This window comes from Rhodococcus sp. Z13 (assembly GCF_025837095.1).
Lineage (GTDB): Bacteria > Actinomycetota > Actinomycetes > Mycobacteriales > Mycobacteriaceae > Rhodococcus > Rhodococcus sacchari.
Genome location: NZ_CP107551.1, coordinates 3,531,144 through 3,543,160 on the forward strand (window position 1 = coordinate 3,531,144; position 12,017 = coordinate 3,543,160).

A 12,017-nucleotide genomic window follows, 5' to 3' on the forward strand; every position below is an offset into this window, starting at 1 on the left:
GCGTGCGGACACGAGGACCCATCGGTGTCGTCACGCGCGGCACCACCGGAATCAACCGCCTGCGCCGCAGCGACCGCTGGGCGATGCACGACCCGCACGTCACCCGGGCGCTCACCGATGCCGCCGCACCCCTGGTCGTCGACCTCGGCTACGGCGCCATGCCCGTGACCACCCTGGAGATGGCGGCGCGGCTGCGCCGGGTGCGTGCCGACCTGCGGGTGGTGGGTCTCGAGATCGATCCCGAGCGGGTGGTGCCGGGGCGCGACGGAGTGGAGTTCGCGCGCGGCGGGTTCGAGCTCGCGGGGCTGCGGCCGACGCTGGTGCGGGCCTTCAACGTGCTGCGGCAGTACCCGGAGGAGGCCGTCGAACCGGCCTGGACACGGCTGCGCGAGGGCCTGTCCCCCGGCGGTCTGATCGTCGACGGCACCTGCGACGAGCTGGGCCGGCGCTGCGCGTGGGTGCTGCTCGACGAGCACGGCCCCCGTTCCCTGACCCTGGCGTGGAGTCCCTTCCATGTGGACACCCCGTCCGATCTCGCGGAGCGGCTGCCCAAGGCGCTGATCCATCGCAACGTGCCGGGTGAACCCATCCATGCGCTGCTGCAGGCCGCCGACCGGGCGTGGGCGACGAGCGCGCCGCACGCGGCGTTCGGCCCGCGGTTGCGGTGGCGGGCGACGCTCGACCTGCTCCGGGAGCAGGGCGTGCCCGTGGTGGCGCAGCGCAGGCGGCTGCGTGACTGTGTGATGACGGTGCCGTGGAGTGCGGTCGCGCCGGGTGGTGCCGGCTGGGGTGCCGGGCCGTCCGGGAACCGTCAGCCGGCTGCGAGCAGCGCGAGTTCGATGCGGTCGGCGACGGCGGCCGGCTGACCGGCCACCGCGGCGTGCAGTTCGTCGGAGTCGACGCGGCCGAGCGCGAGCGCGTCGCCGACGAGTTCGTCGAGCACCTCCTGCGACACGCCGCCCGCCGCAAGGTCGACGGCGGTCCGCGCCGGGGTGGTGATGCGGAACGCCCCGACGGTCTCGCAGTCCTCGGGTGAGAGCGTCCGGTGGTGCAGGGCCAGCCGGTTGCTCGGCACGGTGCGCTGGTCGGGTGTGGACAGGTGCAGGAAGCGGGGCTGCAGATGCCCCATGCCGTGCAGGTCGGCGGCGCTCTGGTGCGAGACGACCGCCTGTCCCTCGTACCACGTGCACCACTGCGCGAACTCGTCGAACTTCGTCCGGGGGCTGTCGGCGAGCCGGAACAGGTCCACCTCGATCCGGATCCACAACCCGGCTTCGACCCGCTCGGCGAATTCGTGGGCGGCCACACCGTGGCTCACCGCCTGGCGGGCGGTGAAGAAGCCTGCCTGTGCGACGGCGAGGCGCCGTAGCGAGTCGTCGGCGTCGGCTCGCCCTGCTGCGTCGTAACCGGAATCCGTCCACCCTGTCATGGCGCCCAGCCTACCCAACCGATGTGGCGCACTTCACACAAATTCCCCATCCCGTGACCGTGTGCTCAGAGGATCCTCAGAGTTCTCCGGAACAATCGGTGGACATGACGCAACCCAAGCGCTCTCGCCTCGCCACGATCGTCGTGATCGTCGTCGTTGCACTGGTCGCCGTGCTCGTCGGCGCGGAGGTCTACATCCGCAACCGCGCGACGACCTGCCTGGCCCAGTCGTTCGAAAGCCAGCTCGGCACCGGGGTCGACGTCGACCTGAGCTGGAAGCCGGTGCTGCTGCAGCTGGTGGACCGGCAGATCCCGTCGGTGACCCTCGACAGCGACGACACCGCCTTCGGTCCCGCGAAGGAGATGCAGGTGCACGCCGAGGTCGAGGACGTCGACCTGCGCGACTCCGCGGAGGGAGCCGGCACCATCGGCAGCTCCAGCGCCGACGTCACCTGGCCCACCTCCGGCATCCTCGCCACCGTGCAGGCCCAGTCGGTCGGTGCGCTCGTCACCTCGGTGACGGCCGACGAGACCGCGGGCACGCTGACCTTCACCGTCGGCGGGCAGGGTCTGGCGGAGTTCACCGCGCGCCCGGTGGTCGAGGACGGTGTCGTCACCGTGGAGACCACCGACGCGTCGATCCTCGGCATCGGGCTGCCCACCGCCCTGGTCGACGGGGTCGTGCAGATCCTCACCTCGGGTCTGCAGCAGTACCCGCTGGGCATGCAGGCCACCGAGGTGAAGGTCACCGACTCCGGTGTGGACCTGCGCCTCGAGGGCGGCCGGTTCGTGCTGCCGGAGGCGCCCGCCGATCAGCAGCAACAGCAGAACAGCTGCGGTCTACTCGCCTGACGCGGCCTCGTCCGGCAACCCGTCGAGCACCGCGCGGGTGCCGGACAGGCCCAGGCGGGTGGCCCCCGCCTCGATCATCGCGACGGCGTCCTCGGCCGTGCGGATGCCGCCGCTGGCCTTGATCCCGAGCCGCCCGCCGACCGTCTCCGCCATGAGCCGCACCGCGTGGACGGAGGCACCTCCGGCGGGGTGGAAACCGGTGGAGGTCTTGACGAACTCCGCGCCGGCGCGTTCCGCCGCCCGGCACACCTCGACGATCGCCTCGTCGGACAGCACCGCCGACTCGATGATGACCTTGAGCACCGGGTCGAACCCGATGGCCTCGCGCACCGTGAGAATGTCGGCGAGGACGGCGTTGTAGTCGCCCGCGACCGCGGCCCCGACGTCGATGACCATGTCGATCTCGCGGGCTCCCTCGTCGACGGCCAGCCGCGCCTCCGCTCCCTTGATCAGCGAATGGTGCTTGCCGGAGGGGAATCCGACGACGGTCGCCACCACGACGTCCTCGGCGCGCAGCGGCAGCATCGACGGGGACACACACACCGCGTGCACCCCGAGTTCGCGGGCCTCGTCGACGAGGGCGCGCACGTCCTGCGAGGACGCCTCGGGCTTGAGCAGGGTGTGGTCGACGATCGACGCGGCCTGGGCGCGGGTCAGCGGTGTTCCTGGCATGAGTGCAGCTTCCCACACGCGCCGATCGAAGACCTGGCGCGACCGGGTGCCGCAACCCACAATGGCCACATGCTGATCCGCCGCGAACTGCCCGCGGACGTCGACGCGATCGCGGCCGTGCACCGCGCGGCGTTCGCTCCCTTCACGCCGCCGGGCGCCGAGCCGGTCGAGCCCGGTCTGGTCGCGGCGCTGCGGGCCGACACCGCGTGGCTGCCGCAGCTGTCGTTCGTCGCGGAGGGCCGCGACGGGAGGGTGGTCGGGCACGTGGTGGCCACCCGCGGCGATCTCGCGGGCCGGCCCGCGCTGGCGCTCGGTCCGCTCGGTGTCCTGCCCGAGCACGCGCGTTCCGGGATCGGGTCCGCGTTGATGCACGCCGTGCTCGGCGCCGCCGACACCCTCGGCGAGTCGATCGTCGTGCTGCTCGGTCATCCCGGCTACTACCCGCGGTTCGGATTCGTCCCGGCCGCCGAGCTGGGGGTGGTGCCCGACGTGCCGGAGTGGGCGTCGCACCTGCAGGTCCGCACGCTCACCGCCTACCGGCCGGGCATCGCCGGTGAGTTCCACTATCCGGCACCCTTCTACGCGCTCGAGGAGAACGGATGACTCCCGACCCCGGCTCCCCCGCCGACGCCTCCACCATCACCGACACCACTGCCGAGACCGCGCGCACCTTCGACGAGGCGAGCGAGTCCTTCGACGAGCTCACCCCGCTGGTGTGGGGTCCGGCCGGGCAGGTCCTGGCCTTCCGGACCGGCATCGGTCCCGGCGACAGGGTGCTCGACGTGTGCTGCGGCACCGGCGCGTCGGCGTTGCCCGCGGCGATGGCGGCCGGTCCCGACGGGCGCGTCCACGCCGTCGACATCGCCGACGAACTACTCGAGCACGGACGGCTCGTGGCGGAACGGCGCGGCCTGAAGAACATCGACTTCGTGTGCGCGGACGCCACCACCTGGGAGCCGCTCTCGGACGTGCCCGAGCAGGGCTACGACGCGCTGACGATCTCGTACGGAGTGTTCTTCCTCCCCCACATGGACCGTTCGTTCGGCCGCCTGGTGTCGCAGGTGCGGCACGGCGGCCGGGTCGGGGTGACGGTGTGGCGGGCCGGGGCGATGGAGGAGTTCTCCGACCTCGTGTTCGACGTCGTCGGCCGCTGGTCCCCCAGGATGCGCGACCGCGGGTCGTTGCGTCACCGCACACCGCTGCACCGCATCGACACCCCCGCGGCCCTCGAGGAGTGGCTGGTCGCGGCGGGCACCCACACCGTGGAGATCGGCACCCTGTCCAATCTGCTGCCGGCCACCGAGGAGCTGTGCTGGGCGCTGGTGACAGGCTCCGGGATGCGCGGGATGCTGGCCGGTCTCGACGACCCGCAGGTCGAGGAGGTCCGGCAGGCCCTCGCCGACGAGGTCACCGCCCGGGGCCTGCACACGATCGACGCGACGACCCTGGTCGGCACGGCGACGGTGCTGCGCCCACCGGTGTCCGGGTGAGCCCGGTCGGGCTCGGGCGGCGGCGCGCCCCCTCCCCTGGGACGATGCCGTCACCTGAGACAATGGCGGGCATGACGCTCGCCTCCTCCGTCGACGACCGACGTTACGTTCTGACCCTGGGCTGCCCGGACGCCACCCGGATCGTCGCCCGTATCTCCACCTTCCTCGCGGATGTGGGCGGTTCGATCGTGGAGGCCGCGTACCACGCGGATCAGGACAACGGCTGGTTCTTCACCCGGCAGTCGGTGCGGGCCTCGTCCATCCCGTTCGGCATCGACGAACTGCGCGAGAAGTTCTCCGCGGTGGCCGAGGACATCGGTCCGCAGACCGAGTGGAAGCTGTCGGACACCGGCAAGCGCAAACGGGTCGTGCTCCTGGTGAGCAAGGAGGGCCACTGCCTGCACGACATCCTGGGCCGGGTCGCGGCGGGCGAACTCGACGCCGAGGTGTGCGCGGTGATCGGCAACCACCGCGATCTCGAACCGGTCGCGCGGCGCCACGGCATCGACTTCCACTACGTGTCGTTCCCGAAGGACCCGGCCGAACGCGGTCCCGCCTTCGAGCAGGTCCGCAAGCTCGTCGACGAGCACGACCCGCACGCGGTGGTGCTGGCCCGGTTCATGCAGGTGCTGCCCGCGGAGCTGTGCGAGCACTGGGCCGGACGCGCGATCAACATCCACCACAGCTTCCTGCCGTCGTTCGTGGGGGCGCGGCCCTACCACCAGGCGTTCACGCGCGGCGTGAAGCTCATCGGCGCGACCTGCCACTACGTCACGGCGGAACTCGATGCCGGCCCGATCATCGAGCAGGACGTCATCCGGGTCTCCCACAGCGACAGCGTGAGCGACATGGTGAGGCAGGGCCGCGACGTCGAGAAGCTGGTGCTCTCGCGCGGTCTGCGCTGGCATCTCGAGGACCGGGTCCTGGTGCACGGCAGCAAGACCGTCGTCTTCGCCTGACCCTCGGCGTTCACCCGACCCCGACATGGAACGGCCCCGGCTTCCGCCGGGGCCGTTCGTCGCGGTCGGTCGGCCGAGCCGGTCAGCCGACGGGAACCTGCGCGCGGTCGAGCAGGTGCAGCAGTTCCTCGTCGAACCGGTCGATGGCCTCGACCGAACTCATGTGACCGACCCCGTCGAGCACGACGAGACGTTCGAGGTTGCCGGCGCGTTCGAGTTCGGCGGCCAGGCGCCGCGCGTGCACGGGTGGGGTGAGCCGGTCGGCGGTGCCGACGAGCACGGTGGTCGGCACGGTGAGGTTGTGCAGGCCCTCGCGGATGTCGAGGGCGCTGAGCGCGCGGCCCCAGCCGCCGCGGGTCCGCGGCGGGCAGCCCAGCACGATGCGTTCGCAGAAGGCGACCTCGGCGGGGCTCGCGGACGGGGACAGAGCCACGTAGCGCAGGGCCCGGGTGGTCACCGGTGAGGCGGTCAGCGGCACGGTCGCACCCATGAGCCCGCGCGCGACCGGCACGGGTACGCGCGGGAAGCGTCGGGGCAGCGGCACGACCGCGGAGTCGGCGACGAGCCGGTCGGTGCCGGTGCTGGCGAGCAGCACCCCGGCGACCTGGCGGTCGACGTTCTCCGGGTACTTCTCGGCCCACGCGATGATGCTCATCCCGCCCATGCTGTGCCCGGTGAGCACCGCCTTGGCGCCGGGGCGCAGCACCGCGTCGAGCACCGCCTGCAGGTCGTCGGCGAGAACGTCCGCACCGAGCGCACGCGACCCGGTCCCGCTCTCGCCGTGGCCGCGCTGGTCGTACACGACGACGCGGTAGTTCTCGGCGAAGGCGTTGATCTGCGGGGTCCAGTAGGCGGCGTTGCAGGTCCAGCCGTGGCAGAACACCAGCACCGGTGCGTCGGGAGGGCCGTAGGCGAGCACGTTGAGCCGGGCTCCGTCCTCGGTGCGCACGTCGATCCGGTCCGGTTCGAGGTCGGGTTCGCGGAGCAGGGCGTGGGGTGCGACGTCCCCGGTGCGTACGACGGTGCGACGGCGGCGGCGCAGGGCCACGACGAGGGCGGCGGCACCGGCGAGGGCCACGGCTCCTCCGAGGATCGCCACGGTCGGGGACGGCTTCTTCACGGGGGATGCTCTCCTGTCGATCAGGGGTGGTGCGGTGGGAAGGGTGGCTCGCAGGGCGGTCACACGACGTGGGCGCGCCGCAGGAGCAGCCTGGACGGCCCGCCGATCAGGCCGACCTCGTCGAGGAACTCGATGGTGCGGCGGGCGCCCTGCCGGAGCCTGTCGTGGTAGTGCCGGTTGGTGCGGGCGGCCCGGCGGGCCTCGTCGACGTCGAGTCCCGCGGCGGCGTACACCTGGTCGTTCACCAGGCTGGTGACGACGAAGTAGGCGCTGATGCCGAGGTGCAGCCGGATCCAGGCGCGTTCGAGGCGGTTGGCGCGGGCGGTGCGACGCCGGGTCTCCTCCCGGGCGTAGCGGATGTGCCGCGACTCCTCGACGACGTGGATGTGGCTGACGGTGCGGGTGATGGGCTGGACCCGGTCGTCGCGCATGAAGTCGCGCTGCATCATGTCGAGGATCTCCTCGGCGAACAGGGTGCCGCCGTAGGCGAGGGCGCCGGAGGCCACGGCCTTGAAGATCCGTCCGGTCTCGCGGATCCACCGCTTGGGCCGGTAGGAGGGGATGCCGTAGCGCTGCGCCGAGCGCGCGAACATGATCGAGTGCCGGCACTCGTCGGCGATCTCGGTGAGCCCGAACTGCACGTAGGGGGTCGCCGGGTCATGGCGGTAGAGATCGCGTACGAGCATCTGCATGAGGATCATCTCGAACCAGATGCCGGTGCCGGCGATGCTCGCCGCCTCGTGCTGGGTGAGGGTGACGCGTTGTTCCTCCGACATGCGTTCCCACAGTTCGGTGCCGTAGAGACTGCACCATTCGGGGGTCATGCCGTACTTGCCGTCCACCAGCGGCGCATCCCAGTCGATCTCGAATCGCGGGTCGTAGGACAGCCGCGCGGACGAGTCGAGCAGGCGCTGGGCGGTCTCCTGACGTCCTTCGCCGGACCGATCACCGAAGGACCGATCACCGTCGGGAAGGACACCCGGCAGGTCGTCGTGCTTTCGGGCGAGCGTCATCGCCGACCACCTCGTCTCGGAAATTACCCGTTACCCGAAGTGTCATTATCTGGATCACACTTGTCAAGGCGCGTCGGCGGGCGCCTTTCCACCGGCGCTGCGTCACCAGCGCGGACGCTGGACCTCCTCGACGCGGGGACGCACGTCCACCAGGTACACGCACACCGCGACGACACCGATGATGCCGAGCATGCCGACGGCACCGAAGACCACGAGCACGAGCAACGCGGCGACGAGGATGCCGAGCCAGATCGGCTTGGTCAGCTTGTCGACGGCCGGGAACGCCTCGGCGGGCTGCCGCACCGCGTGGAACAGCGCGAAGCCGGCGCCTGCGATGGCGAGGATCTGCAGGACGGAGATGATCAGACCGGCGAGGGAATCGACATTCGTCACTTCACCAGTCTACGAGAGTCGGCCCCCGCGCACCGCTGTGCACGAGGGCCGATCGCTCGCTACCGGGTCAGGAGCCGGTGGGCTTGCAGTGCCGGTCGGGATCCGGCGGTCCTACAGTGCCGGTCAGGAACCGGCGGTCTTACGCGGAGCCGCCTTCTTGGCCGGGGTCTTCTTGGCCGGAGTCTTCGCCGCGGTCTTGGCGGGTGCCTTCGCGGCGGTCTTCGCCGGGGCCTTGGCGGCGGTCTTGGCGGGGGTCTTCGCCGGAGCCTTGGCCGGGGCGGGCTTGGGCTCCGGAACCTTCACCGGCTCCACCGGGGCGGTCGCCGATTCGAGCCGCTCGGCGGCCTTGTCGGCCGCGGCCCGGACCTCGCCGCGCGCGGACTCGACGCGGTCGGCGGCGTCGTCACCGGTCTTCTCGGCGCGCTCACCGATCTCGGTGACGCGGGCGGCGGCCTCATCGCCGGCCTCGGTGACGGCCTCGCTCACCTCGTCGGCGGCCTCGGAGATGCGGCCGGCGGTGATGCCGGCGAGCTTGGCCGCCTGCTCACCGATCTCGCGGGTGCGGCGGGCCACCGTGCCGAGGGCTTCCTCGGTGAGGTCGGCGGCGTCGCCGAGGACGGACTCGGCGCGGCCGATGCCCTCTTCGAGGGCCGGCTGCGAGCGCAGCCGCTCGATGGTCTCCTCGCCGCGTTCGGCGAGTGCCGTGTACAGATCGGCGGCGACCTTCAGGTAGGCCTCGGCAACCTTGCGCAGCTCCTCGGCGCTGAACCGTTCGCGCAGCTCCGCGAGTTCCTCGGGGAGCTCGGAGGGCAGGCCGGCCAGGCGCTCGCGCAGCGATTCAACGGTCTCGGTGAGGTCCGCGGGCAGCGACGCGAGGCGATCGCGGGCGGTCTCGGTGAGATCGGTCGGCAGGGACGCGAAGCGATCGCGAGCGGTCCCGACGACGTCGTTCGTGTCGAACTCGGCGCGCTCGCGCACCTGGGCCACGATGTCGGCGACCGCCTGGACGACGGCGTCGCCGGCACCGACTGCGGCGTAGAGGGACGTGCGGATGGCGTTGGGGTCGGTCATGTGGGTTTCTCCTCGTCGAGTTGCCCGTTCTCACGGCAGAACGAGTCGTAGATGTCGAGCAGGACCTGCTTCTGGCGTTCGGTGAGGACGGCGTCGGCGAGCACCGCGTCGCGCACGGCGCTCTCCGGCCGCTGTTCGAGGATTCCGGCCCGCACGTAGAGGACCTCGGCGGAGAGCCTCAGTCCCTTGGCAATCTGGGCCAGCACCTCGGCGGACGGCTTGCGCAGTCCCCGTTCGATCTGGCTCAGGTACGGGTTGCTGACCCCGGCGAGCTGGGAGAGCTGCCGGAGCGAGACCTGGGCGGCCTCGCGTTGCGAGCGGATGAAGGCACCGATGTCCTGCGCGGCGGTGTTGACCACCCGTGCGGCGATATCCCCCCGCCCGGTACCCCCCTCCGGCTGTGCGCCCGAGTCCTCGATCGGATCTGGTTCCGTGGACACGCCATCCACCCTACGGGCAGGTGCTAACTACAGCAAGCACTCTGCTAGCAGGTGAGCGGGATCACGCGAACAGCAGTTCGGAGACCGTGTAGATGGCCAGGCCGGCCAGGGAGCCGACCACCGTGCCGTTGATCCGGATGAACTGCAGGTCCCGCCCCACGGCGAGCTCGATCTTGCGGCTCGCCTCCTCGGCGTCCCAGCGCTCGACCGTCTCGCGGATGATCGAGGTGATCTCGTCGGCGTAGTTGGCCGCGACGAACCGCACCGCGTCGAGCAGCCAGCCGTCGATCTTGGCGCGCAGGTCGTGGTCCTCCCGCACCCGGATACCGAACGCCTGGACGTTCTCGGCGATCTTGGTGCGCAGGGTGCTGTCCGGGTCGTCGACGGAGTCGAGGATCATCCGCTTCGCGGTCCGCCAGGTGGCCGCCGCGAGCTGGGTGACCTCGTCGCGGCCCATGATCTCGGCCTTGACCTTCTCGGCCTTGGCGATGGTCACCGGGTCGGTCTGCAGGTCCTGTGCGTACTCGACGAGGAACCGGTTGACCGCCAGCCGGACCTCGTGCTGCGGGTTCGAGCGGACCTTCCACGTGAACTCCACGAGTTCGCGGTGGATCTTCTCGCCGAGCAGCAGGTCGACGAATTTCGGCGACCACGACGGCGAGTCGCGGCTGATGATGCGGTCGATGGTCTCCTGGCTGCCGAGGGCCCACTGGTGCGCTCGCTCGGCGAGCATGTCGACGAGCGGCAGGTGCCGGTTCTCCGCGAGCAGTTCGGACAGCACCCGCCCGATCGGCGGACCCCATTCCGGTTCGGCGATGCGCTTGACGATGGTGTGGTCGATGATCTGCTGGATGTCGTCCTCGCGGAGGATCTGCACCACCCCGCGCAGCACCGTCGATGTCTCCTTGGCCACGCGCGCCGCGTTGTCCGGTTCGGCGAGCCAGGTGCCCACTCGCAGGGGGATCTGCGCCGACTCGACCTTCGCCGACACCACCTCGGGGGCGAGGAAGTTGCTGCCGACGAACGAACTCAGGCTCGCCCCCAGCTGGTCCTTCTTCTTCCGGATGATGGCGGTGTGCGGGACGGGGATCCGCAGGGGGTGCCGGAACAGGGCGGTGACGGCGAACCAGTCGGCGAGGGCGCCGACCATGCCGGCCTCGGAGGCGGCCCGCACGTAGCCCACCCAGGCGCCGGCGCCGCGGGTCTCCTGCCATCGGCAGAACAGGTAGACGGTCGCGGCGACGACGAGGAAGCCGGTCGCGATCGCCTTCATACGGCGGAGTTCTCGGCGCTTGATCGCGTCGTCGGTCGTCAGGAGCTGCACCCGATCGATTGTGCCGAATTTCCGCGAGGGGCGGACGGGACGCCCTGGAGTTCTGAAGGACGGGAATCCGGATCGTAGACTGAGCCGACGATCGAAACCGAATGGATGTGCGCACAGTGTCCAGCAGACCGCAGACGACCTCGAATCCGACGGCCGCAGAGGACGGACCGCCCACGAAGCAGGACGGCCGCAAACGGCGATGGCACGAGCACAAGATCGCCCGCCGCGAGGAGCTCGTCGACGGCACGATCAACGCGATCCGCACGCGCGGGCACGAGATCGGCATGGACGAGATCGCCGCCGAGATCGGGGTGTCGAAGACGGTCCTGTACCGCTACTTCACCGACAAGAGCGACCTGACGACCGCGACGATGCTGCGCTACGTCGAGACCGTCCTCGCCCCGCGGATCTACACCGCGGTCGCGGAGGATCTCGACGAGTACGAGCTCACCCGTGAGGCGATCACCGCCTACGTCGAGACGGTCGCCGACGACCCCGAGGTCTACCTCTACGTCATGGCCAACAGCGCGTCGGCGGGCCGCGACGTGGTGGCCGACTCGGAACGGATGATCGCCGAGCTCGTCGCCTCCGTGCTCGGGGAGCGGCTGCGTCTGCTGGAGATGGATTCGGGCGGCGCGGTGCCGTGGGCCTACGGCATCGTCGGCGGCATCCAGCTCGCGGTGCACTGGTGGATCTCCAACAAGTCGATGACCACCGAGGACCTCATCGATTATCTGACGATGATGATCTGGGGTGGCATGACGGGCATCGCGGCGGTGGCGGGTTCGCCCGTGCGGTTCAAGACGCAGCCGCATCCGCTGCTGCCGAAGGCTCCTTCCACGAACTGAGCCCGCCGGACCTTTACTGTTACGCAGAGTTGCACGTATAGTCCGGGCATGACCGAGCACGAGGACGACCTCCACGACGACGCGCCCGGCTACCGCGGCCCCGCCGAGGTCACCGTCGGCGAACGGAGCGTGGTCGTCGACGTCGAGATCTCCGGCCGGTTCGATCCACTGCTCGGCCGGCACGTCTGGCGAGGACGACTCCGCCGGCTCGCCGAGGCACTGGGTTCCGGCGCGTCCGCCGACCGCGGCACCACCGTCACCCTCACCGTCCCGGGCGCAGCCGAGGCGGCGACCGCCCGCGTCACGGAGATCGACCTGTGGGGCAGCCACATGGTGGACGGACTCTCCCGCCCGCCCTATCCGCTGCCGACGGACGAAGACGGTGTCGATCCCGCCTGAGACAGCCC

General features: G+C 70.8%; 15 protein-coding genes. 7 read left to right on the forward strand and 8 right to left on the reverse strand.

Features of this window, described 5'->3' with window-relative positions; genetic code table 11:
• The first annotated feature begins 2 nt into the window (after positions 1 to 2).
• On the forward strand, positions 3 to 866 hold the full coding sequence (locus OED52_RS16125; RefSeq protein ID WP_264151852.1) for a class I SAM-dependent methyltransferase: 864 nt from the start codon (positions 3 to 5) through the stop codon (positions 864 to 866).
• Here the strand turns inward: OED52_RS16125 and OED52_RS16130 are convergent.
• A complete protein-coding gene (locus tag OED52_RS16130) occupies positions 812 to 1,429 on the reverse strand; it encodes a type IV toxin-antitoxin system AbiEi family antitoxin domain-containing protein (RefSeq protein ID WP_264151853.1) in 618 nt (205 codons plus the stop codon). The genes OED52_RS16125 and OED52_RS16130 overlap by 55 nt on opposite strands.
• A gap of 104 nt (positions 1,430 to 1,533) precedes the next feature.
• Here OED52_RS16130 and OED52_RS16135 point away from each other — a divergent pair, with 104 nt between their 5' ends.
• Positions 1,534 to 2,280 (forward strand): LmeA family phospholipid-binding protein, encoded by a 747-nt coding sequence (locus OED52_RS16135; protein WP_264151854.1) that lies wholly within the window; start codon positions 1,534 to 1,536, stop codon positions 2,278 to 2,280.
• Here OED52_RS16135 and deoC read toward each other — a convergent pair.
• Positions 2,269 to 2,952, reverse strand: coding sequence for a deoxyribose-phosphate aldolase (gene deoC, locus OED52_RS16140; RefSeq protein WP_264151855.1), 684 nt, complete (start codon positions 2,950 to 2,952; stop codon positions 2,269 to 2,271). The genes OED52_RS16135 and deoC overlap by 12 nt on opposite strands.
• Before the next feature lie 69 nt (positions 2,953 to 3,021).
• Here deoC and OED52_RS16145 point away from each other — a divergent pair, with 69 nt between their 5' ends.
• The 3 genes from OED52_RS16145 to purU all read left to right on the forward strand — a co-directional run bounded on the left by OED52_RS16145 (position 3,022) and on the right by purU (position 5,401).
• The gene (locus tag OED52_RS16145; RefSeq protein WP_264151856.1) at positions 3,022 to 3,555 is read left to right on the forward strand and encodes a GNAT family N-acetyltransferase; all 534 of its coding nucleotides are present in this window, start codon (positions 3,022 to 3,024) and stop codon (positions 3,553 to 3,555) included.
• On the forward strand, positions 3,552 to 4,442 hold the full coding sequence (locus OED52_RS16150; RefSeq protein ID WP_264151857.1) for a class I SAM-dependent methyltransferase: 891 nt from the start codon (positions 3,552 to 3,554) through the stop codon (positions 4,440 to 4,442). Before OED52_RS16145 ends, OED52_RS16150 begins: the two co-directional genes overlap by 4 nt.
• A 71-nt stretch (positions 4,443 to 4,513) precedes the next feature.
• A complete protein-coding gene (gene purU / locus OED52_RS16155; RefSeq protein WP_264151858.1) occupies positions 4,514 to 5,401 on the forward strand; it encodes a formyltetrahydrofolate deformylase in 888 nt (295 codons plus the stop codon).
• An 82-nt stretch (positions 5,402 to 5,483) separates the two neighbouring features.
• Here the strand turns inward: purU and OED52_RS16160 are convergent, their stop codons facing one another.
• From OED52_RS16160 to OED52_RS16185, 6 genes are all read right to left on the reverse strand, one after another.
• Positions 5,484 to 6,521: an alpha/beta fold hydrolase gene (locus OED52_RS16160; RefSeq protein WP_264151859.1), complete on the reverse strand. Its 1,038-nt coding sequence runs from the start codon at positions 6,519 to 6,521 to the stop codon at positions 5,484 to 5,486.
• 59 nt (positions 6,522 to 6,580) lie between these two features.
• Positions 6,581 to 7,534 carry an AurF N-oxygenase family protein gene (locus tag OED52_RS16165; RefSeq protein WP_264151860.1) on the reverse strand — a complete coding sequence of 318 codons (954 nt, stop codon included), beginning with the start codon at positions 7,532 to 7,534 and terminating at the stop codon, positions 6,581 to 6,583.
• 102 nt (positions 7,535 to 7,636) lie between these two features.
• Positions 7,637 to 7,927, reverse strand: coding sequence for a DUF2516 family protein (locus tag OED52_RS16170; protein ID WP_264151861.1), 291 nt, complete (start codon positions 7,925 to 7,927; stop codon positions 7,637 to 7,639).
• 123 nt (positions 7,928 to 8,050) lie between these two features.
• Positions 8,051 to 8,998 (reverse strand): heparin-binding hemagglutinin, encoded by a 948-nt coding sequence (locus OED52_RS16175; protein WP_264151862.1) that lies wholly within the window; start codon positions 8,996 to 8,998, stop codon positions 8,051 to 8,053.
• Positions 8,995 to 9,417, reverse strand: a complete 423-nt coding sequence (locus OED52_RS16180; RefSeq protein WP_264154732.1) for a helix-turn-helix domain-containing protein — start codon at positions 9,415 to 9,417, stop codon at positions 8,995 to 8,997. Before OED52_RS16180 ends, OED52_RS16175 begins: the two co-directional genes overlap by 4 nt.
• 82 nt (positions 9,418 to 9,499) lie before the next feature.
• On the reverse strand, positions 9,500 to 10,711 hold the full coding sequence (locus OED52_RS16185) for a DUF445 domain-containing protein (protein WP_413247769.1): 1,212 nt from the start codon (positions 10,709 to 10,711) through the stop codon (positions 9,500 to 9,502).
• Positions 10,712 to 10,863: 152 nt separating this feature from the next.
• Here OED52_RS16185 and OED52_RS16190 point away from each other — a divergent pair, with 152 nt between their 5' ends.
• The gene (locus OED52_RS16190; RefSeq protein WP_264151863.1) at positions 10,864 to 11,610 is read left to right on the forward strand and encodes a TetR/AcrR family transcriptional regulator; all 747 of its coding nucleotides are present in this window, start codon (positions 10,864 to 10,866) and stop codon (positions 11,608 to 11,610) included.
• A 48-nt stretch (positions 11,611 to 11,658) separates the two neighbouring features.
• Positions 11,659 to 12,009, forward strand: a complete 351-nt coding sequence (locus OED52_RS16195) for a DUF4873 domain-containing protein (RefSeq protein WP_264151864.1) — start codon at positions 11,659 to 11,661, stop codon at positions 12,007 to 12,009.
• Positions 12,010 to 12,017 lie beyond the last annotated feature (8 nt).